Origin of the sequence: Sporolactobacillus mangiferae (assembly GCF_023336505.1) — a bacterium.
Classification (GTDB): domain Bacteria; phylum Bacillota; class Bacilli; order Bacillales; family Sporolactobacillaceae; genus Sporolactobacillus; species Sporolactobacillus mangiferae.
In genome coordinates this window covers 23163-44643 of record NZ_JAMAST010000008.1, presented here as the reverse complement: position 1 = coordinate 44643, position 21481 = coordinate 23163, and the positions used below count along the sequence as shown (strand labels likewise).

Annotated in this window: 22 protein-coding genes and 1 riboswitch; of the genes, 6 read left to right on the top strand and 16 right to left on the bottom strand. The window is 45.3% G+C overall.

Annotated features, from left to right (window positions below):
* Positions 1-148: 148 nt before the first annotated feature.
* The 6 genes from M3N64_RS08410 to M3N64_RS08385 all read right to left on the bottom strand — a co-directional run bounded on the left by M3N64_RS08410 (position 149) and on the right by M3N64_RS08385 (position 3556).
* Positions 149-508: a VOC family protein gene (locus tag M3N64_RS08410; RefSeq protein WP_249101012.1), complete on the bottom strand. Its 360-nt coding sequence runs from the start codon at positions 506-508 to the stop codon at positions 149-151.
* Positions 509-565: 57 nt separating this feature from the next.
* Entirely contained in the window at positions 566-709 is a 144-nt protein-coding gene (locus tag M3N64_RS08405; RefSeq protein WP_249101007.1) for a hypothetical protein, read from the bottom strand.
* Positions 710-735: 26 nt separating this feature from the next.
* Positions 736-1068, bottom strand: a complete 333-nt coding sequence (locus tag M3N64_RS08400) for a GlpM family protein (protein ID WP_249101004.1) — start codon at positions 1066-1068, stop codon at positions 736-738.
* A gap of 171 nt (positions 1069-1239) precedes the next feature.
* Complete coding sequence (locus M3N64_RS08395; RefSeq protein ID WP_249101001.1) at positions 1240-1767, bottom strand: GNAT family N-acetyltransferase; 528 nt, start codon at positions 1765-1767, stop codon at positions 1240-1242.
* Between the two features lie 81 nt (positions 1768-1848).
* Complete coding sequence (locus tag M3N64_RS08390; RefSeq protein WP_249100998.1) at positions 1849-2550, bottom strand: DUF1287 domain-containing protein; 702 nt, start codon at positions 2548-2550, stop codon at positions 1849-1851.
* Positions 2551-2662: 112 nt separating this feature from the next.
* Positions 2663-3556: a VOC family protein gene (locus M3N64_RS08385; protein WP_249100996.1), complete on the bottom strand. Its 894-nt coding sequence runs from the start codon at positions 3554-3556 to the stop codon at positions 2663-2665.
* Between the two features lie 248 nt (positions 3557-3804).
* On the opposite strand from M3N64_RS08385, the gene M3N64_RS08380 reads away from it, so the two are divergent.
* Positions 3805-4053 (top strand): hypothetical protein, encoded by a 249-nt coding sequence (locus tag M3N64_RS08380; RefSeq protein ID WP_249100993.1) that lies wholly within the window; start codon positions 3805-3807, stop codon positions 4051-4053.
* Positions 4054-4055: 2 nt separating this feature from the next.
* On the opposite strand, the gene M3N64_RS08375 is transcribed toward M3N64_RS08380, so the two are convergent.
* The 4 genes from M3N64_RS08375 to M3N64_RS08360 all read right to left on the bottom strand — a co-directional run bounded on the left by M3N64_RS08375 (position 4056) and on the right by M3N64_RS08360 (position 8545).
* Positions 4056-4841: a helix-turn-helix domain-containing protein gene (locus M3N64_RS08375; protein WP_249100990.1), complete on the bottom strand. Its 786-nt coding sequence runs from the start codon at positions 4839-4841 to the stop codon at positions 4056-4058.
* A gap of 282 nt (positions 4842-5123) precedes the next feature.
* The gene (locus M3N64_RS08370; RefSeq protein ID WP_249100986.1) at positions 5124-5630 is read right to left on the bottom strand and encodes an AAA family ATPase; all 507 of its coding nucleotides are present in this window, start codon (positions 5628-5630) and stop codon (positions 5124-5126) included.
* A 97-nt stretch (positions 5631-5727) separates the two neighbouring features.
* Entirely contained in the window at positions 5728-7191 is a 1464-nt protein-coding gene (locus tag M3N64_RS08365) for an ATP-binding protein (RefSeq protein WP_249100983.1), read from the bottom strand.
* Positions 7192-7321: 130 nt separating this feature from the next.
* A complete protein-coding gene (locus M3N64_RS08360) occupies positions 7322-8545 on the bottom strand; it encodes an MFS transporter (protein ID WP_249100980.1) in 1224 nt (407 codons plus the stop codon).
* A 583-nt stretch (positions 8546-9128) separates the two neighbouring features.
* On the opposite strand from M3N64_RS08360, the gene M3N64_RS08355 reads away from it, so the two are divergent.
* The 4 genes from M3N64_RS08355 (at position 9129) to M3N64_RS08340 (ending at position 14536) form a co-directional block, all read left to right on the top strand.
* Positions 9129-12611: a discoidin domain-containing protein gene (locus M3N64_RS08355; protein ID WP_249100977.1), complete on the top strand. Its 3483-nt coding sequence runs from the start codon at positions 9129-9131 to the stop codon at positions 12609-12611.
* Between the two features lie 323 nt (positions 12612-12934).
* Positions 12935-13282: an ArsR/SmtB family transcription factor gene (locus tag M3N64_RS08350; protein WP_249100974.1), complete on the top strand. Its 348-nt coding sequence runs from the start codon at positions 12935-12937 to the stop codon at positions 13280-13282.
* Position 13283: 1 nt separating this feature from the next.
* A complete protein-coding gene (gene arsC, locus M3N64_RS08345; protein WP_249100972.1) occupies positions 13284-13721 on the top strand; it encodes an arsenate reductase (thioredoxin) in 438 nt (145 codons plus the stop codon).
* A 2-nt stretch (positions 13722-13723) separates the two neighbouring features.
* Positions 13724-14536: an arsenite methyltransferase gene (locus tag M3N64_RS08340; protein ID WP_249100969.1), complete on the top strand. Its 813-nt coding sequence runs from the start codon at positions 13724-13726 to the stop codon at positions 14534-14536.
* 40 nt (positions 14537-14576) lie between these two features.
* Here the strand turns inward: M3N64_RS08340 and M3N64_RS08335 are convergent, their stop codons facing one another.
* The 3 genes from M3N64_RS08335 to M3N64_RS08325 form a co-directional block, all read right to left on the bottom strand.
* Positions 14577-14732 carry a Fur-regulated basic protein FbpA gene (locus M3N64_RS08335; RefSeq protein WP_249101172.1) on the bottom strand — a complete coding sequence of 52 codons (156 nt, stop codon included), beginning with the start codon at positions 14730-14732 and terminating at the stop codon, positions 14577-14579.
* Between the two features lie 95 nt (positions 14733-14827).
* A riboswitch (SAM riboswitch) is annotated at positions 14828-14932 on the bottom strand.
* A 282-nt stretch (positions 14933-15214) separates the two neighbouring features.
* On the bottom strand, positions 15215-16039 hold the full coding sequence (locus M3N64_RS08330; protein ID WP_249100966.1) for a beta-galactosidase: 825 nt from the start codon (positions 16037-16039) through the stop codon (positions 15215-15217).
* A gap of 12 nt (positions 16040-16051) precedes the next feature.
* Entirely contained in the window at positions 16052-17233 is a 1182-nt protein-coding gene (locus tag M3N64_RS08325; protein WP_249100962.1) for a beta-galactosidase, read from the bottom strand.
* Positions 17234-17508: 275 nt separating this feature from the next.
* On the opposite strand from M3N64_RS08325, the gene M3N64_RS08320 reads away from it, so the two are divergent.
* Positions 17509-18891 (top strand): MATE family efflux transporter, encoded by a 1383-nt coding sequence (locus M3N64_RS08320; RefSeq protein WP_249100959.1) that lies wholly within the window; start codon positions 17509-17511, stop codon positions 18889-18891.
* A 32-nt stretch (positions 18892-18923) separates the two neighbouring features.
* Here M3N64_RS08320 and M3N64_RS14105 read toward each other — a convergent pair whose 3' ends face one another.
* The 3 genes from M3N64_RS14105 to M3N64_RS08310 all read right to left on the bottom strand — a co-directional run bounded on the left by M3N64_RS14105 (position 18924) and on the right by M3N64_RS08310 (position 21400).
* Complete coding sequence (locus M3N64_RS14105; protein WP_283163369.1) at positions 18924-19226, bottom strand: MFS transporter; 303 nt, start codon at positions 19224-19226, stop codon at positions 18924-18926.
* Complete coding sequence (locus M3N64_RS08315; protein ID WP_283163368.1) at positions 19223-20107, bottom strand: MFS transporter; 885 nt, start codon at positions 20105-20107, stop codon at positions 19223-19225. The genes M3N64_RS14105 and M3N64_RS08315 overlap by 4 nt, the downstream gene beginning before the upstream one ends.
* 300 nt (positions 20108-20407) lie before the next feature.
* Positions 20408-21400, bottom strand: a complete 993-nt coding sequence (locus M3N64_RS08310; RefSeq protein ID WP_249100956.1) for an aldo/keto reductase — start codon at positions 21398-21400, stop codon at positions 20408-20410.
* Positions 21401-21481 lie beyond the last annotated feature (81 nt).

Genomic DNA, 21481 nt, shown 5'->3' with positions numbered 1-21481 from the left:
CCTTCCAAAATCAAGCACTTGAGCATCTGTTACTAATGGTAATGCGATAATTGCTCACAATTTTTGAGTATCGTTCCAATAAAAAGTTATCAATTCATCCATTAAGCAATGAGATGGATTGGCTGCTCGCGAGATTAACTGACTTTATTTATGAAGATTGATGTTCAACATATTCCGCAATAAGACCGTCAGGGTGTCTTACCGTGACATTTTTTCCTGTTGGTACTTTTCGTGGTTCTCTGATGATCTCAAAATGGTTCTGCTTAAAATAAATGAGAAAGTCATCAAGTGAGTCAACCATGAAAGTCACTTTGGTTTTGCTGAATGGTTTCAGATCTTCACGTTTCCCTGCGACAAACAGAAAATCACCAATTGAAGCGAGTTCCAGATGCATTTCAGGATAGTTAAATCGTGTGTCCGGATGCATACCAAACAATTTTTCATAGAACGGCAGAACTTCGTCTAAATCATTCACATACATGCGAAAATAGGTTTTCTTTATGTGCATTTTATACGCTCCATTTCATTCCATAGTGCTTTCATGCATCAACTGTCGGCATTACTCCTATTTTGCAATAAAAAGAGCATATAAAATAAATGCGATGGCAATGATTACAATCACAGACATACATCCTGGTTTTCCGATGAAAACGCGATCAAAATTGTTATCTTCACTGATTTTTTTTACTTTTTTGTCATCGTCAGTCATGATCTGGTCCCCTATCTTCGTTTCGCTTAACCTAACAGGTACTTGCAGGACGCCATATAAATAAGATATATTCCTGCGGACAAAATAACTGCGTTTACCGGACGCAGCCAATTTGTTAAGAAAAACACAGAAAAAATTAAGACAACCGCGCCGAACGCGCCAAAAATTCCATCAAATTCTGTGGTCCTGAATTCCTCAACATTCATATGCCGAATTTGCAGCCCCATATTGATCAACGTCATGACAGGAATAAAAGTGATGACCCCTGATAAAAACAGAATCTTTGATTTGCTGAAATAGGACATGAGCACAAAAATGGTCCCGCCAATGATAAATTTTATAATGTAACCCCAAGCCACCGAATCATCACCTTTTCCGCTACTGGCACTGATAATCGCTTTTTAATAAAAATACGATTAAATACGTTGAAAAGCAAAGCATTTTTTGATTGTTTTGCAACCATTTATTCAAAAATATTATATTTATGTATGTTCAGAAAAAACGGACGTCCAAATACTCACCCATGCTTTTCAACCATGATTCAGTGTTTTCAAATATTGGACCTTTGTCAATTCCACAATTGATTCCGAGGTCCTGATAAATCCAAGTTTCTTGAAAACTTTCTCAGCTGACGTCCTTGCCCCAGGAAACTCGTCATACAGTTTCTCTGCGCCTAATTGATTGAAGGCTGTTTCAATGAGCAGCCGCACAGCTTCTTCACTGTATCCACATCCGCGAAATTTTGCTTCAATGATTATGTTCACGCAGTAGGCTCTCTGTTCTGCGTCATATCGCAGGGCCACTTCACCGATTGGCGTTCGGGTATCATTTTTCATAATATACGCATAGTAGTTTTTAGTCCCGTTGCCGTTCCATCGCAAATACCAATCGTTCCAATACTTTTCCGTGAAATCAATGCACCCTGGGTCGTTATTATAATTATCAAGTGGCAGATGATAGCCGCGATTGAATGACATAGTGTCCGGCTGTGCCAATAGTTTTTGTCGATAAGCCAGTTCACGGAATGAAGGCTTGTACAAATATAATCGTCCGTTCATTTCATCTGTTTCCTTCTTTCAATGTTGACCTTGAATAGATGTGAGTAAATCTGCGATTCATAAGCCTGCCTTGCTTTCTGCCTATTTATTCAGCAGTCGGGCAACATCACGTTTTTTCCATTTCTTATGTACATGGTCGCGAACATACACCTGTTTCGGGCTTGCCTCTACCTCATCATAGGTTCCGTCTGAGTACGTCCCCACCACAAGTGTCGCATGATATCGGCTGTAAAAAACAATGTCGCCGACTTTGGGGTACGTTGCATTCGCAACAAGCTGCCCATTATTACGGGCATAATCATAGACATTGCGCACACGGCGATAAAAATAAGGAGTTGCCGGTGTGTTGGTGCCTTTTTGGGTCTGATAGTGGTCCGGATGATGTGCAAAATCATTTTTGAGCAGCTGATCCAGAGAAATACCGGCATCCGCATAGGCAATGCGCGGAACATCAACACAAACAATGAAACCCATATTTCCGCCGATGTTACCATGTCCGCCTTTCAGCGGATCATAGAGCACACCAACCAGCTGCTTTGCTCCATCAATGAGATCCTGTTGATTCGATTTTCCATTTCCGTTGGCGTCCCCATCCTTGAGATTTGCCGCGCCATCGCCATCCGTATCCGCATCGAATTGATTGGTGACCTGATCACGGTCCAGGTCACCACTGAATACGTGCTGATCATGAAAACCGTGAAATCGATCAAGATAGAAGCCAATCAAAACCACTAACACAATGAACGAAGCAGCAACTAGGGACAGGGTTTTTAATTTTTTCATCAGCATCATCCATTTCTGTCCATTGACGTGAGATTCAAAGTTTTAAAGCTTGCCGTTTAAGACAGGATGCATTACAAACAGTCCAGCACTTCATCCAATTTTTCAAACTTTCTTATAGTACAAAGTAAGCCGATCGATTGAAGCTAACAATCTCGTACTCAATACCCTCAGAATCTTTAAAGAAAAAAGCATAGTAATCCTTACAATACTCAGGATAAAATCGTGGAAAATGAACGATGTTAATCCTCATTTTTTTAATCTCGGCGAACAGGCGGTCAACTTCAGCACGCAAGCCGACTTGAAAAGCAAGATGATGAAGTGCCCCAGGCTTCCTTCTGCTTACCTTTTCCTCTTTGTATACAGAACGTGGACTGACAAAGCCCAGTGAAAAAGCTTTGTGATGATACTCGACAATCTTGTATTCAGATTCCAAAACAGCATCTTTTTCCTTGTCCTTTAAATCAAATCCCAACAGCGGCAATAATTGATCATAAAATGCCTCCGCTCTCTCTAAATCAGAAACAGCTAAATACAAATAAAGAAAAGCTGCTTCCGACCATGAACCCATTGCTGCATTGGTTGCCGAATAAAATCGGCCGATTTGATAAAAACGTTTGGCAGCGAGGATTCTATGTTGAACGATCTCCTGAACTGTATAAATCATCTTTTTCTGCGCGCTGGACGAGTTTAGAAATGTACAGGCTTCCTGATGTATGTTCCTTAGAAGATTATCTTTATCCCGAAGCACCCTGATTTCAGATAGAAAACGATTTGCCCATGGATCTTTGCAGACAGACCTTATTCTTGGCAGTGAGGAAAAATGAATCTGGATGATGATATCGCGGTATTCAACGTTCTGATCATCGGTCACTTTTAAGTGGTTATAAATGGTTAGATCAACATCACTGTATTGATCCGCAGTTCCTCTTGCTATTGAACCACCTATTGATACAAAGCGTTCATTGGGAAAGAACGAAGCAACATAGTCCATTGCTAAAGCAATCAATTCTTTGCTTCTCGCATTCGTTGTAATTCCTCCTTTGACGGGGCAGGATCTGTTTCCATTATAAAGGAAGTGGGAAGGTGCAGCACATCATTTATTTGACAATTCAGTTCATTTTATAAATTGGGAGCGATCGTTATTAAAGATTGGTTTGCTGCCACCAATTTGTTCATTCGATTCAACCAACGCGTCTGTTATACTAAGAACAGCGCTGCTGATTGTTCGCTTATCCTTCACGATGGGGTGATGACATGCACTGGAAATTAAGAATTCCGCTTCTATTATTGACTTTAGGCACCATATCCGGGATTTATCAGAAAATACCCGCCATTTTCTGGGATCATTTGGGCTATGTAATGAGCAGCGCTCTATTTTTCATCATCATTGCCCTGCTGTTTATGCTGTTCGAACGGCTCGGGATCAATAAAAGAAATGTTCATTTTTCTATAGGACTTTCGCTTATTTTTATGGGTTATTTCTTCGATCTTTTGATGAAGTGAAATTAATGGAAAATGAATGTCAATCCCTTAATGATCGGTGTCCACAAATGTGGATAGGCTTTGAGAATGGCCGCCTGAACTTCGGCCGCAGAAATGTCGCTCATAGGACCTTCCTGTGTCGAAGAAACAACAGTTTCCATGCCTTGAACAGCACGCCCGACGGCGACATACCCATGGGCGTACTCACCAATAGCCACATGAGAAGCGATGGCCATTCCGCCGATGGAGAACATCCCAATCGATAGGCCACCCAGAGAAAACACGCCGATCGCTATACCGCCAATGGCAAGTGTCCCGATTGCGATGCCTCCGACAGCAAGCAGCACGCCAAGAACAAGATTACCGAAACTAAGCAGCCCGAGCGACAGCAGACCAACACAGAGAACACCCAGAGATAGCAGCCCTACGGATAACAGGCCGATGGCAACGCAGCCCACCGCGATGATTCCTTTAGCGACATATAATCCGGAACCGATATTGACATGAATCAGTGGAAGACCAAACAGCTTCCGATCACTTTTATATTCGTAATGCAACCTGTGACTGCGCATGATCATTGTTTTTGAATCGCTCGATTTTTCTTCGGCCGGAGAAGCATCCTGAACCAGGCTGTCAATACTGGTTTCAAATCTTTTGCTGAGCGCAATTAATTTTTCCATATCCGGATAAGATTGCCCGGACTCCCACTTAGAAACGGCTTGTCTCGACACGTTAAGTTCATTCGCCAATGTTTCCTGAGACATCCCCTGCTGTTTTCGTAATGTTCGCAGCTTTTCCTGAAAACTCATGCTTATCACCTCACCTTCAGTCTATTATTTTTTCTTTATGCCGACGACCACTTCAAGCTGTCAATTTGTCAACCAATAGTTGCATGTCTGTTTTTTCACAAGTTGACCTTTATTTATGTCCTGTTCAGAGCGGAAAGTGATTAAGGGCTGACACAAATATTCGTGAGTTTGGGAGCAATGGGCGTGTCATCATTCGTTATCTTCGCCCACGCTGATCAGACCTTAGAAACAAAATCGTTATCCGATGAACGTGCTGAAAACATATATGGGATCTGAGGTGCGTTATTTTCCGATCTGCTCGATCAGCCGGTTTGCTGCCTGTCCGGCGGAAAGATGACTTACGTCGATTTTCTGCGTGGATAACGTTTGATACAGCTGCATCCGTGAATAGCTTGCCTCAAGCGTGTCCATCGTTCGAATTCCCTTTTGAACATCCTGCGTAAAATGCGCACGCAATGCTTCTTTAGAGCAAATCAACGAAAATTTATACAGGTCAAAGCCACCATGCAGACGAGAGAGAATCTGATCAAAAATGAACTCACGATGAAGTACCCAACAAAAGATGACATAGCGGAATGAAGTGTTAGCCAGGTAGGCGTTCAACAAATAAGTAATGTTATTGATGACCATGGCTTTGTTCTCTTCTGAGAAGACCCATGGATTCATTTTCCAGCACCAGTCGCCATCGAGAAACACGCTTGGCTCCAGTCGGTCTGCGACCAGCTCCGCAACCGTCGATTTTCCAACACCCATCGTCCCATTAATGATGATCAGTTTTTTCATTTTCATTACCTTCCCTCATTTTTAGTAACAATGATTCTCGTTCATTTATGGGCATTGCATACATTTCAAAAATTTTCTGTTCGTATTTATGGTCAGATCCCAGTCACATTTTTGCAGCATATCCTTCTTTTTCCGAATGACCGAGCAGGTATAAAAAAGCCGGTGCGGGAATTCGGATGACCGGAACGCGCGTATGATGCGCAGTCACGCCATAATCCTCAGCTCGTTTTGTAATAACCAAAGCCCCCCGTGTCTTTTTGCTTTCGTCATTAGCAAGTTCAATAATCGCATCGGATTCCGGAATATGCGAATTTTCGCGATATTTAACCTCACACAAAATTCTGGAAGCAGGCAGTTCAACCACAACATCGACTTCTTTTTCATTTTCTTTAAGCTTACGATAATAACCGACTTGTGCATTCGTTGTATAATAAAAAGCTGCAATATGCTTATACACTGTTGATTCAACCATCACGCCCATTTCATTCGAATTGGTAATGACATCATCCAGCATGAGCACTGCATTGCGTATGGCAGCGTCAGCGACATAAATTTTCGGGCGGCCTTTGAGAATGCCCTTGCCCTCAACACTGATGGGTTCACTAATGTAAATTAAATTGGCCTCCTTTAAGAAGCGTATATAATTCGAAAGCGTCACTTTATTCATGCCATCGAGCTCTTTGGACATTGTGGACAAGTTAATAATATTTGAAGAATTCATACATAGGTACAGAAATACCTTTTCAAGCTGCAACGGATTGCGTACATTAAAGAGTGTTAAAAGATCACGCTTAATCACTTTATCAACAACATCTTCCCGAAGCATTCTCTGTGAAAAGGCGTCATCATGTGACAGTGCAAGCTCCGGAAATCCTCCAACTGAAAGATATCGGTAAAAATGCTGTTGTAACGAAGACAGCCTGGTCATGAGGTCCGTTAAATCACTCTGCGGCAGCCGATAGAGTTGAGTTGGACGTATGCCGGATTCCAATTGGGGCCTTGCCGGTATTTGCAAAAGATCACAATATTCATAGAAGGATAGGGTCGGAATTTTAAGTACACTCCATCTCCCCACACCGCTGTCGGCAGAACCTTTTTCTAAAGCAGGACTTGCGGACCCAGTCGCAACTAAGCGGACATTAAGGCGCGTATCATATAACGTCTTTATCCAGGTTTCCCAGTTTTCCGCATACTGAACTTCATCAAAGAAAAAATAAAGGGTTCCCTCAGTGGGATAGGCATTCTCGTACGCACGCAGAACACCTTCGAAACCACCTAATTTCAAAATAGGATTATCAAACGACAAGTAAACAATATTTCTTGCCGCCGTTCCTTTTCCTAAAAGATTTTGAATGAGCTGATACATGATTGTCGTTTTCCCAACACGTCTTGCGCCTGATAAAACCACAAATCTTCGCAATTCCGGATGAAAGAGCAGCTTAGTTGCTTCATAATAAGCAAAACGATGATGCGGCGGTGCCATTTTTTCAGATATTGGGATTCCCTTCCACCAAGGATTATATTGAATTAATAAATTAAGCAGCTTTTCGTCTGCAAACGGGATCATTTATTATCCTCCTTGAATAACACAATATATATTCATTTTAACTATATAAAAAGTATACTATACATAATTATAATCATCATGAATAGTATACTGTTTTTTTATGATTGATAAATCCTGTAGAAGAAAGAGACTATCCGCGATGCACGTACCTCTCCATGCAGAGAAAAATCGGGGCAAGAACGACCAGCGTGATAATAAATAAAAGAAGCAACAAAGCCGAGTGGTGTCTGTCGATCATGAATCCGGCAATGATCGGACCAATGATAGCCCCCATTTGCCAGGCAGTGTTAATGGCGCTGTTATACCGTCCCTGTACATTTCGTGCTGCCAGTTCATTTGCCAGCGCAGGAAGACTTGAAAACAGCAGAGTTTCACCCACTGCCGTTATCGCAAATGAGCCAATCAAAATCAGCGCTCCAGCAGACACATTGATAAATCCTGCAATAAAGATCAATGAGTAACCACCTGCAAAAAGTAACATCGAAGCAGCAAGAGCTATCGTCTCCCGCAAATTTTTCACTAATTTTAGAACTAACCACTGTCCAATCACAATGACCAGACTGTTTGCAAGCAACGCCTGACCGACGACGGACACAGATACATGTGCCTGATCCGTGACCCATTGCGGGAACAATGTACCCGCCATCCCCGTCATTGCCGTACTGATAGCTAAGTAACTGCACGAAAGAATAAACAAAGCTTTCTGGCGTCCCATTACCCGATGAAGCGAGGAACAGTGATTAATCTTTCTACGCTTTACAGGCATGGGTGGGTATTGCCATTTCCGAATCACCCGGTTGCTGAAAAAGGCAAAGCACACATAGGTGGCTGCATCAAGCAGAAAGATGAATTGAAAAAGAGCAAGACCATGCCGCTGAAAAAAGAATCCGCTTAATGCAGACCCCAGGCCAAACCCGGCATTTTGTAACGCAAAGGCAACACCAAAAAGCTCCACTTTTTGCGATTGATCAACGGCATGAATTAAAATAATCGATAACGCATTCCAGGCCGCTGCGGCACCAGCACCGGATAATAGCGATGCAAATATTGCCCATTCTTCGTGAAAAGCACCTGCATAGAAAATTCGTCCCAATGCACTCATTACCAAAGCGGCAAGGAACACAGGCTTGACACCGAACCGATCACTTAACAGTCCTGAAATCGGAGTGGCAACCGTTCCAGCAACTCCGCCAATGCCTATGATCAAGCCGGCCATTGCAAATGAAAAACCCCTCAAATGATGCAAATAGAGAATGAGATAAGGATCAGACATACCGGTTCCAAAAAGCGAAACGGTGTATACAAATAAAATCTTCCATATTCCTTTTTTAAATGAAGGAAAAATACCTGACATTGTCTTTAAATCTCCTGTCTTTCTAGAAAACACTCTTTCATTTTAATTGACCCATTCTGACACCTGCTGTCACCTTTAGAGAGCTTTCTTAAAAAAGAACAGAGATGTCCATATGGACAGATTGATATAAAGAACATTGATATAAAGAACGAAAAACCGAACTTTCGCAAAAACTTCACATTTTTGCAAGACTGCTTTTCATCGTCGAACATTTGCAGATGCACATTTTTCTCTCGGTAAATTTAAGTTTGTGGGTGCTTGTCGAAAAATAGTTGGCACGAATAATGATCGAAAAGCATAAAGAACTTGTCGTTATTGGACGAATATAGTCGGAATAATCAGCCATTTTACCCATAGGATTTTTTTCGAGCACATTGACCTATTGTTTGCCTTAGATGCTCATAGTAAGGTGGCAATTGAAAGCGATTCCAAAAATAATGTGGAAAGAGGGGAGAAAAAAACATGAGTGTTTCTCTGTTTGGAACGTTTTCTTTTAATCAGCACGATTTGTCATATAGAGAGAGAACATTTCATGTGCATCTGATGAGAGAAAAACACTTTTAAAGACAAGGGGGAAAATTATTTGTTGAAACGACATCTCTTTACAACCAGTTTACTGGGATTCAGTCTACTGCTTGGAACTTTCCCTTCCAGCTTGGGTGAGGTACATGCGAAGGCACAGCAGGCAGACTCCTCAACCATTGTCGTGGACAATGCGACCGGAACGGATCAGAACGGCAAGGCAATGTCGGGGCCCGGACTAAACAACACCGATGTCGATGGCTACTGGTACTCGATCGGAGCATCTCAGATCAGTGCCTCGGCTGGTGGGCAGACTCTGTATCTATACAGGGGCAAGGACTGGCGCAATAAGAAACAGTTTGCCAAAATTGCCGACCCGGAGACCTCCTATCGCAAGGCAGATGGAACCGTGATACGTCCGTTTGCCAATTCGAAACTGGAACGTATCGATTTCGAACGATCGCCAACGGGAAAATACGTCATCTGGATGCACTGGGAACTCAAATCAACCTACAATGCCTCTCATGTGGTCGTCCTGTCCGCAAATAAAGTCACGGGTCCGTACAAAGTTGTTGCCGACCACAGTCGGCCCGGAGCCAGCCGAAATGTTGGCGCCAAGGGCCAGGCCGGAACGACTGATAAAAAAGCGGCAATGGGTGATCGGGTTGGCCAGTTACGCAGTGACTTCAATACCAAAAATGCTGCCGGAGAGTATGACGGCAGTCCTGAAGTTCCGGTAACAGGAAAAGATTATCCGGCATATGTTCAGTCTTATCCGGAGCCGACAGGCCCGAAAAGTACAAGCTATGACCCTGACAAACCGACAAAACCGGTCAGTTCCGACATGTATGGCACTTCAGAAGGCGGTAACTGGTGGACATTCAATTTTAACGACTTGAAAGACAGCTGGAATCTCAAAGCTGTTGCGGTGCGCATGACCCCCTATGATCAATCCGCCTACGATGCGGCCGTGGCAAAAGGATTAAAACCAAGCGCTTCAGGTTATATCGTCAGATACCCTGCAGCCAAAGCCGATCCAACCAAGGCGGCGGGCATTTCCGCGCAGAATTATGGCGGAAGTGCAAAAACGGCTTATGATCCAAATACTAAAGATCAGACCAAAGCCGTCCTGGGTCCAATGGCTAAGTCGTCCGTCTATACCCAATCTTATACAAAAACGTCCAATGATAACGATCAGCGTCAGTCGCTTAAAGCACCGTTAATCTCGCCGCGAATTGACGAGAATACCGGCGTTAACAAGGATAGCAAGTCAGTGGTCGTGAATCAGGGCGACCGTGTCTATGTTACTTCTGACGTGGATCTAGGCAAGTACAAGGTTATGGTAACAACTGATGGTTCAGATCCTCGTACCAGTAAGACCGCCTGGCAATGGGATAATCGCTATAATGTCCCCGATGTGCCGATCAAGGATGGTATGACGATCAAGGCGGTAGCCACAGACTTGGCAGGCAATAAATTTTCACGAGTATCGACAAGCACGTTTACTGTAGCCAAAGCAGGAACCAAGGAGTCGGCTGATGTACCGGTGTTTCAGCCGGTTGCCAATTTTAAGAGCGGTAAATATCAAGTCACCGATACAGCCAGCATGTTCGGCTATAAAGAATTACGCGTCCTTGAACCGACTTATAACGCGGAAGTATACTACACCATGGATGGCGGGGATCCTACGCCTCCGCGCTACGGTCAGAACATCGGCTTTGGAAGCCGCGATTTTACCATTTTCAATGACAGCCAGAAAAGCGGCGGTAATGGAAAATCCTACTTTATCACCGCTCAGGACAATATCTACACACGCGTTTGGCAGCTGAACGCTGACATGACGAATGTGGTGTCTGCCAAAGAGCATGATATAGACATCGCAAAACACCGTGAGGCTCCCCAAGTGATTCGCGGTCCTCACGGCAAGTATCTCTATCTGCTGACTTCCGGCCAGTCTGGCTGGTACAAGAACCAGGCAATGTATCAGCGCACCACTAGTCCAGCATTGGGCATGAGCGCCAAGCGTGACCAATATGGGTACCGTAATGGCGGGAGCAGCTGGACTCCGTTGCAACCATTCGCTGATGCGACGACCTACAACAGTCAGGTCGGCGGTGTGTGGAACTTCGGTACCAAAGACAAGCCGGTCTATCTGTTTAATGGCAGCCGTTGGATTGCCAACGATCTGGCAGGATCGACCACCATCTGGCTTCCGTTAACCATTAATGATAAAGCGAAGGGACCTGGAGCGGAAACCGGCAAAACGGTGACTGTCGGTACCAATAGCACAGGAACAAAAATCACTGTTCCGACATACAAACCGGCACCGGGTCTGGTCAGCGTCAAGTATTTCCAAAAGACCTACATCAACCCGTCCAAAGGGACAGTCGTTGGCGGTGATGGTACCGATGAACAGATCAAGATTCAAACCAGCTCAGGTAAGCCCGAGAAATTCGATCCTTATAATCACACCCCGCGGGTCATTGCCATTCAATCGGTGGGCAGCTTCACGCAAATTGGTAAAGCGAGCCCCAGCAAGAAAATTGGTGACAATTGGGAGACAATTGCCAACAGCGCGCTTGAAAAACAAGGTATCGTCCATCGCTACGACGTCGGTGAAGCGTTCAATGGAATCGACTGGGACGTTGACAACTACGACGGTACAGAACAGGCGTATAAAGGGCAAAATGGCAAGTTCTACATCACCCTGGATCTGGGCCAGAAACGCAAGCTCACGAATGTAGCCCTTTCTTTCAAAAGCGTCGGCGGTTCTGACAATGCGCATCGGTATACCATTCTGGGTTCAAACGACAATAAAAACTGGACGACCCTGGTCAATAACAATCAGAATAATATCCCGGGATTCCAGGCCCATGATTTAACCGGTAATACCTATCGTTATCTCAAGTTCCAGAACAATCAGTCATTTGATATCGTACACAACAAAGATGCAGACTGGGCACGGGGACTGTATGAGATGACGGTCCGCGCAGAGAAGACAATCCCGCTTAAGACCGCCGATCTGGAAAAGGCAGTTACCGAAGGCGAAACCTTGCTGGGACTGGAAAGCCACTTTACCGCAGCATCTTTCGCCGCCTTCAAGGATCAATACACCAAAGCCTCTGCACTGCTGGACGAACTGCGTCATGAAGGTCAGCAGACCAAGCACACTCAAGCCGAAGTCGACAAGGCAGCAAAAGATCTCAATGCCGCAATCAATGGACTGCAGGGGATTGGCAGCAGCCAAACGGGGATCAAGGTTGATTTTGCCGACCTGTCTGATGCCGTCCAGGCTGGGAAAACCAGTCTGACCGAGACAAAACAGGCAGAGATCAATACGGCAAAAGAGGTTGAGGCGGTTGCTCAGAACGCGACAGTATCCGTGAAACGCAGCTTAAAGAATGTGAAGGCGCAGACACCATCATCCAAATTGATTAAAGCTGTAGCTAATGGACAAAAAGTGCTGTCAAAGGTAGCCGATCCGTCAACCACACAATCTGACATCAACACTGCCCTCAAAGCAATTAAAGAAGCAAGAAAATGACTCACGGTTATCCGATAATAAACTTGATGATAAGAAGACTAACCATGTCCTCCCCATTTTAATACGCAAGTGGTAATGGACACTTACTGAAAATAGCTCCGAGGTGACAATTGATCCTCATTGTCACTTCGGGGCTATTTAATTAATCCTGGTGGCTCAGCCAGTCTTACTGATAGGACAGGTTGGGGATCAAGCAGCTACTGGCTCCGAAAATTCTTGTATTCACCTATACCTGGTCGCCCATTCAGTTACAGAACGTCAGACTTGCGCAATATATAAGTGAATGATAATATTTATATACGATTATATAAGAAGGTGTTTATATGAAAGGCATCAATTTAGAAGACATGTCCTTTTTGTTAAAACTGATCAGCGACAAAACCCGCCTCACCATGCTTGCCTACTTAAAAAATGGTGAAATGTGCGTATGTGAATTTGTTGCGGTGTTTGACCTGTCACAGCCTGCCATTAGCCAGCACCTGAAGAAATTGCGCACAGCAGGCATCATTTGCGAACGCAAGCAAGGTACATGGGTCTATTATCGCTTAAACCCGGACCTTCCCGTCTACATTTCGGATCTTATCCGGGCTCTCCCCACTCTGATAATCAAGAAATGCAGTTGCCAGACAAGCAAGCTCCCACCTACCCCAAGCGTAAAGGATGGTGTTTAACGTGGATAAAAAAATCATTTACTTTCTCTGCACAGGAAATTCCTGCCGCAGCCAGATGGCCGAAGGCTTTGGAAAAAAATATTTAGGCGACACATTTGATGTACGTTCGGCTGGCATTGAAGCACATGGATTAAACACGAATGCAGTGAAGGTCATGAAAGAGGCAGGTATTGATATTTCACAGCAAAAATCAAAACGCATTGATATGCATCGATTAAAAGAAGCCTACCTGGTCGTCACGCTTTGCGGGGATGCCGAGGAACGGTGCCCAATGACTCCTCCACAGGTGCGCCGGGAACACTGGGGCTTTGATGACCCGGCAAAGGCTCAAGGTACGGAAGCGGAAAAATGGGCAGTATTCCAGCGTGTCCGTGACGGCATTGAGAAGCGAATCAAACAATTCGCGGCAGAAGAATTATCAATGAAAAGGAGTGGGTAAATTTGGCACTGACCAATGACCAGATCAGGCAAAATGTACGGAATCGGTATAAGAAAATCGCTCTTCAGGATGTTTCAGCTTCATCCTGCGGCTGTTCCTCTGAAGTGGGCTGCTGCGAAATGCGCGCTGATCATAATCATGTAGCCAGGCAGCTCGGTTACTCTGCTGAAGAATTAGATGCCATACCTGAAGGAGCTAATTTAGGTCTGGGCTGCGGCAATCCACAGGCCATTGCTTCTTTAAAAACCGGCGAGCACGTACTGGATCTTGGAAGCGGCGGCGGATTTGACTGTTTTCTTGCTGCACGTCAGGTGGGGGCTTCCGGTCAGGTTATTGGTGTTGATATGACAGCGGAAATGGTCAGCAGAGCACGTCAGAACGCTGACCGCGGGCAGTTTGTCAATGTTGATTTTCGTTTGGGTGAAATTGAACATTTACCTGTAGCTGACCAGTCTATCGATGTCATTCTGTCGAACTGCGTCATCAATCTTTCACCCGATAAATTACAAGTATTCAGAGAAGCTTTTCGTGTACTGAAAAAAGGCGGACGGCTGGCGATTTCAGATGTTGTGCTCACAGCCGAACTGCCTGACGAAATAAAAAATGACCTGGAGGTCGCCTACTCTGGCTGTATTTCAGGTGCATCCTCAATCGCTGATCTGCAAACCATGATGAAGCAAAGCGGGCTTGCACAGATTGAAATAAAACCAAAAGATGAATCCAAAGCATTCATCAGGGAATGGATTCCAGGAGCAAAAATTGATAAATATATTGTATCGGCAACGATCCAGGCCGTTAAACCATTATTTGATTAGATGTGTCAATTAGCGGCGCCGGCACCTTTGTTTTCAAGAATCAGCAGCTACACTTGGCCCGTATATTTTGATATTCTCGCTCAAGTTCCGATAATGACAATTCAAAAAGATGCTTGCCGTTCTTCTTATATACATGATGAGCAATCAGCCGGTCAATTAATTGCTCACGTCTGCTCTCTGCTGCCTGATTCAGCACACTGCTCATGTAAAACATCTCCTTCAACTAAAATAGCCCCTTCCGCTTTTTCCACGATAAGTAGAGAAAGCAGAAGAGGCTTATTTTACTGACTCTACTTATCTTCAAGCAATCTCTGCTTTTGGACTTAGCACCGTGCCCGTATCTGGCCGGTTGCTGAGGCTTCACTGGGCCAATCCCTCCGCCTCTCTCGATAAGCAACATGTAATCCTGGTTATTAACTTATAGATTCATTTTACGACAATTATTCATACCTGTAAACTGTGAATTAAGAAAATCCAGACAGAATTCCCACTTCTTAATTTTCGAATCGTTCATTTATACCTGTCGAGATCGTCTCCCGCTTGCCGCAGGCAGTCCAAGGTTTCAGTAAGTATGAACACCCTTGGTTGAACACTACCTGTTCCAAGTTTGTGACTCTCATGTGCCTGTACTGCTGTGGCAGTGAGCTTCTCGTTTGAGTGAAGCAGTTCGACTCGTTGTCAGCTGCGAATAATCAGAACATCATGCGGTTCAAGAATGGTTTCTTCATCTATTATCGCGGCGTTCAGTATATTCTGTCTACCTGCAAATCGCGCGGTGTTCACCTTCTGCTTCTCTGCCGTATGGTTTAACACAAAATAAAGCTGATCGTCTCCGTAAGTTCTGACAGTGATCTCGACCCCGTCCGGTGAGGGATAGAACGGCAGCTGATGTGCCGCAATGATCCGATCAACAAGTGCATCCATGCCCTTCTCATCTAAAACCGTACCTACATAATAAGCGGCGCCTTCACCAAATGTGTTCACGGAAACAACGGGCGATCCTTTGTAGAAGACATCGTCATCATAAGTTGCGAGTGACTGAGCCCCTTCAAGATGTGAGCAGTTGGCCACTAATGAGCCGCTCACTTGCTGGCTGCCGAATTGTATGCGCAAAGACTTCTTCGGTGGCAGGGCATCAATTTCTTCCGCCCAGATCCCGCACATTCTGCGGAACGGTCCGGGATAGCCGCCCATCACTACATTGTCATGTTCATCAGATATACCGCTTAGAAAAGTAGTGACAAAGGTGCCGCCATTCTGAACGAATTGCTCAATAGCTTCCGCAACGCCAGGCTTAACCATCATCAGAACGGGCGCAAAAACCACATCATACTTTTCAAGCTCCCTCGCGGACAGATGGTCAGGAATCATATCGACAGCGACATTTTTTCGAAACCATGCCGCATAATAGCGATGAACCTGGTCAACATAGCTCAGTTCAACATTTGGACCGCTCGAATACTCAAATGCCCAGTAGTTCTCCCAGTCAAAGATGATCGCCACTTTGGCTCTTGTCTATCCATTCATCAGCTGCGTGCCTATGGCTGCGAGCTCCTGGCCCAGCTGTGCAGTTTCTTTCAGAATACGTGTCTGATCATGATCCGCGTGGCTGATAATGGCACTATGGAACTTTTCCGTGCCGCCGCGGGACTGCCTCAGCTGAAAATATTGAATTGTATCCGCTCCATGAGCAATAGCCTGATAGCTTAATTCGCGCATCTGCCCCGGTTGCTTAATCGCATTATAAGGCTGCCAGTTCTGCTGGCTCGGCGTCTGTTCCATAAGCATGAACGGCTGCCCGTTTTTTAAACCACGCATCAGATCATGCTTCATGGCAGTAAGACTGATTGGTGTATTGTAGGCAGGATAGCTGTCCCACGAAATGATATCGATCTCTTCCGCCCATTTAAAATAGTCCAGATTCTTATAAGTGCCCATAAAATTAGTCGTAATCGGTGTGATGCGATCAAATTGACGGATCGCTTTCTTCTCGGAAATGAAGTTGTTCAGCATGCTGTCCGAAGTAAAACGGCGATAATCAATGGACATGCCCGACAGCGTCGTATACCGTTCATCGATCGCGTCACCAAGATCATTAGGCGGAAAAATCTCGTCCCAATCATAAAAGGTGTGCCCCCAGAAATGCGTGTACCACGCCTCATTAAGTGCTTCCAGAGACTGGTATTTGTTCTTTAGCCAGATGCGGAATGCCTGGGCACAGTGATCACAATAGCACGATCCGCCGTATTCGTTTGAAATATGCCAGCAAACAACTTCGTCCAGATGTCCGTAACGCTTGGCAAGCCTTCCTGCTAAACGCGCACTGTACTTCTGGAATGTCGGCGAATTCGGGCATGCATTGTGACGCTCGCCGAAGCGGTGCTGCCTGCCGTAAAAATCGGTTCGCTCAACGTCCGGGTATTTCTTTGCCATCCACGCTGGCAAGGCGGCGGTAGATGTAGCCAGCACAATATGGAAATGGTGCTGCGCTAACACGTGAACGATTTCATCCAATGTCGAGAAGTCATATTCATTCTCGCCCGGCTGCAGTTGTGCCCATGAAAATACATTAATCGTCGCTTCATTCATATGAACATTCGTCAGAATCCGCATATCCTGCAACCATACTTCTTTCGGCCATTGTTCCGGATTCCAGTCCCCGCCGAATAAAAAGTGCTTGAAAGGTGTCCGTTTCATTGTCAGCCTCCATCAATGTCAGTCATTTCTAAACTCATCTTAGCACAAATAAACAGACGAACTCACCGGTTTACTCAGACGACTCTGTTTTTCTGCTATATGCCATATGCCAGAAATGCTTTTATGAAATCACTTTAAAAATTCATTAAAACGTCAAATAACAGACCGCCAGGTGTTAACAGGCAACCGCCAGATTCAGATGGGCACCAACCAATACACAAATCATGCAACCTGATGTATGATGGTCTTACTGCTTAAATTGAGGTGTGTGCTTCATGTGGGATTTAACAAAAGGAAGTCCGATAAAAAAAATAGTCCTGTTCACGATTCCGCTTCTTATCGGGAATCTTTTTCAGCAGCTCTATAATGTTGCGGATACCATTATTGTAGGCCGTACGATCAGCATCAAGGCTTTGGCTGCCGTAGGCGCAACTGACAGTTTGTTTGCGCTGATTATTGGTTTTGCGCAGGGAATGACAGCCGGGCTGACCATCGTGACCGCACGTCGCTACGGTGCCGGGGACATTCAGGGAGTTAAACGCAGTTTTGCCGTCAATATTCTTATCAGCGTCGCCGTATCACTGATTCTGACATTTATCGGTGTTTTCTTTGCACGTCCAATACTCGTGCTGATGCAGACACCTCATGACATTATCGACGATGCACAAAAGTTTATTGTTGCCTGCTTCTGGGGGATCGGCGTTACCGTCCTGTACAATCTTTTTAATAACGCCTTACGCTCTTTGGGCAACAGTCGGGCACCGCTTATTTTTCTGGCTCTTGCCTGTGTGGTCAACATCATTTTTGACTTTATTTTCATTCTGTTTTTTCATATGGGCGTTGCCGGTGCCGGTTTCGCCTCCGTCGCCGCACAAGGGTTATCTGCTATCTGGTGCCTGCACTTCATCAAAAGATTCGTGCCGGAACTCCAATTGTCACGCGCGCATTTCCAGCATCTTTTCCGGGAAATCAAGCCACATCTCCAGCTTGGTCTGCCGATGGGTTTCCAGGCCTCAATCATTTCAATCGGAGCCATCATTGTTCAGGTGATGCTGAATACACTGGGGTCGAATGCAGTAGCCGCGTATACAACGGCAGGACGTATCGATTTTCTGGCGACACAGGTCTCGCTGTCTTTCGGAATCACGATGGCCACCTATGCAGCGCAGAATCTGGGCGCAAAGCAATATGCGCGTATTCGCAAGGGCGTTCGTCAGACGATCATGCTCTCCTCGGTGATAAGCGTGCTCATGGGGGCGCTGATCATCGCTTACGCAGTCCCGCTCTGCCATTTATTTGTCGGCAACCAGCAGCCTGCCGTCATTCATATGGCACAAACTTATTTTCTGTATAACAGCACAATGTACACACTGCTTTCCTTACTGTTGATTATACGCTACACGCTGCAGGGACTTGGCCACAGCGCCCTGCCAACGCTGTCCGGAATCGTCGAACTGCTCATGCGTTCATTTGCCGTTATTTTTCTAATTAAGCTCCTGGGCTTCACAGGAGCAAGTCTGGCCAATCCGCTCGCATGGGCCGGTGCGCTGCTCCTGCTCATCGGCTCCTATGTTTCCGTTAGCCGCAAACTCAAGGCATTGGAGACAGGCAGTGAATCCTATGAAACACATCGCACGCAGCCTGAGTTTATTAAATGACGTAAGAAGTGCAGCATTGCCGTAATGAAAAGTCAGCCTGCTTTCCGTGATCTGGAATTAAGATACAGACAAAACGCGCCAAGCAGCGCGCTGACCGCACAGAATGAATACATGAGACGGGCGCCGCCAAGGCTGAATAAGTAACCGTTGAGCAAGTTGCCGAGGATACCGCAAAGACCGACAAAAACCATGTTGAAAATACTCTGGCCCGTAGCCAGCATTCTATTTCCCGAAATAGTGGCAACATACTGTACGGCAGACACATAGAAGAAGCCAAATGAGAGTCCGTGAAGTCCTTGCATCAGCATCATTGTGAGGGGATCAGCAATCATCATCTGCAAAGACCAGCGCAGCACGTAGACGGATGAGCCAGTATTAAGGTACCTTCCAGTCCGATGCGTTTAATCACCCGGGAAGCAATCAGCATGGCCGGTATATTCGTTAATGAAGCAAGAAGCAGGCCGACTCCCGCCATTGAAAACGATCCGCCGATTGACTCAAAGGTAACGACGAAGTAAGAATCAAATGCCGGCAAAGTCTGATTAACGAACAGACAGCCGATCAGGAAGAACAGAAACTTCCTGTTTTTTAAAATGAGCGACACATCTTTGAAAAAAGGTGCGCTGCTCGTTTTATTCGCTTTTCCTTCATCAGAAAGACCGAGTACATTCAGAAAGCAGACCGCGCTGAGAAGTACAGTCGGCACCCACAGACGCTGAACAGAGAAACCCGAAACAAAGAGTCCGCCAAGAAATCCGCCGAATGCCATGCCAAAACTGGCAAAGCTGCGTATCTGTCCGTAAGACACGGAGAAGCGACCGGACATTGAGATGGCATATGAATCCGACACTGGTGCCTGAATATTTTTGAAAATCGTAGCCAGCGAATAAGCGAAAAGCAGAATCAGAAATGAGCGAGAATTATAAAATAACGACAGAACAGCTGGGACAGCAACGCTAAGCAGCAAAACAAATTTACCGATTCCATATCGATCAACGGCCACACCCAAAACAGGCTGAAAAATCAGCGCAACCAGTGTTGCAACAGCAATGATCAGCCCCGCTTCTTTCGTCTGCATACCGTCCGATACGAACCAGGAAACCATATAAGGACCGAGAAATCCCCAAATCAGGCCGGAAAACAGATAAAAGCCTCTTAAATTCATCAGCCCATGCTTTGAACGGTGGAGCTGGATCTCCTTACCTGATACATTCATTTTTATCTTCTCACCCGTAAAATGCGCCACATCTCTTTGATCAGGAACAGCTAAGACACATGGCAGCTTTATCTTTTTATATCTCAGATTTTAATTTTCAGACATTCACGGAAAAATGTTTAGAAGACTTGGCTTTGCCAAGCTTCTGGCGAAGCCGCCGTTGCACTTATACTGATATGAACAAAACTGTCAATACCCCCACTTCATGAGATGGGATCAGCTGTTTTTAGGCAACTTGAAGCAGATGCCTTAATGCAGGACGAAAAACGGACAAACACCAGACAGAAAACGTTCTTTGCTTTATTCTGAAACAATTGCGTCGATCTTTTTTAATTCTTCCATCGTGAAAGGCGCACTGTCCATCACCTTTAAATTATCCACAATCTGCTTCGGTTTTGACGCTCCGATGAGGACGCTGGTAACCGCCCCATCTTTCAGCACCCATTTTAGCGCCATACTTGCCAGACACTCTCCGCGTTCATGAGCGATTTCGTTAAGCTGACGGACACGGTTCAGCCTGTCTTCCGAAAGCTTTGTCTTGTTCAGGAACCTTCCGTCAGTTATCACCCGGCTGTCGGCAGGAATGCCATTGAGATAGCGATCCGTCAGCACTCCCTGTGCAAGCGGACTGAATGAAATGATCCCTTTTCCTTCTTGAACCGCCGCCTCCTTCAATCCATTCTTCTCAATCGTACGGTTAAAAAGATTATAGGAATTCTGATTAATAACAAAGGGGCATTTCAGTTCATTCAGGATCCGGGCAGCTATGCTCATTGTCGGTCCGTCGTAATTGGATAGCCCGACGTACAGCGCCTTTCCGCTCTTTACCGCCTGATCAAGCGCACCCATCGTCTCCTCAAGCGGCGTTTCCGGATCCATCCGATGGTGGTAAAAGATATCGACATAATCAAGACCCAGCCGTTTCAGACTCTGATCCAGACTGGACAGAAGATATTTTCTGCTTCCCCAGTTTCCGTAAGGGCCGTCCCACATCTCATAGCCCGCTTTCGTGCTGATGATCAGCTCGTCTCGATAGGGTTTGAAATTTTCCTTCAAGATTTTCCCCAGATTTTTTTCTGCGCTTCCCGGTTCAGGTCCATAATTATTGGCCAGATCAAAGTGCGTGATTCCATGATCAAAAGCCGTAAAACACAACGCTTTCATTCGTCCGTATTCCGCCGTATCGCCAAAATTATGCCATAAACCCAGTGACACTGCCGGCAATTTCAGTCCGCTGTTGCCGCAGTGATTGTAGGTCATTCGATCATATCGATTATCAGATGCTTGATACATCGTCATCATCTCCCTTTCACTTAACAGAAGATACCACTTCAAGTATACTTGAAGTCAACAGACTGTTTTTCCGGGAGTGCG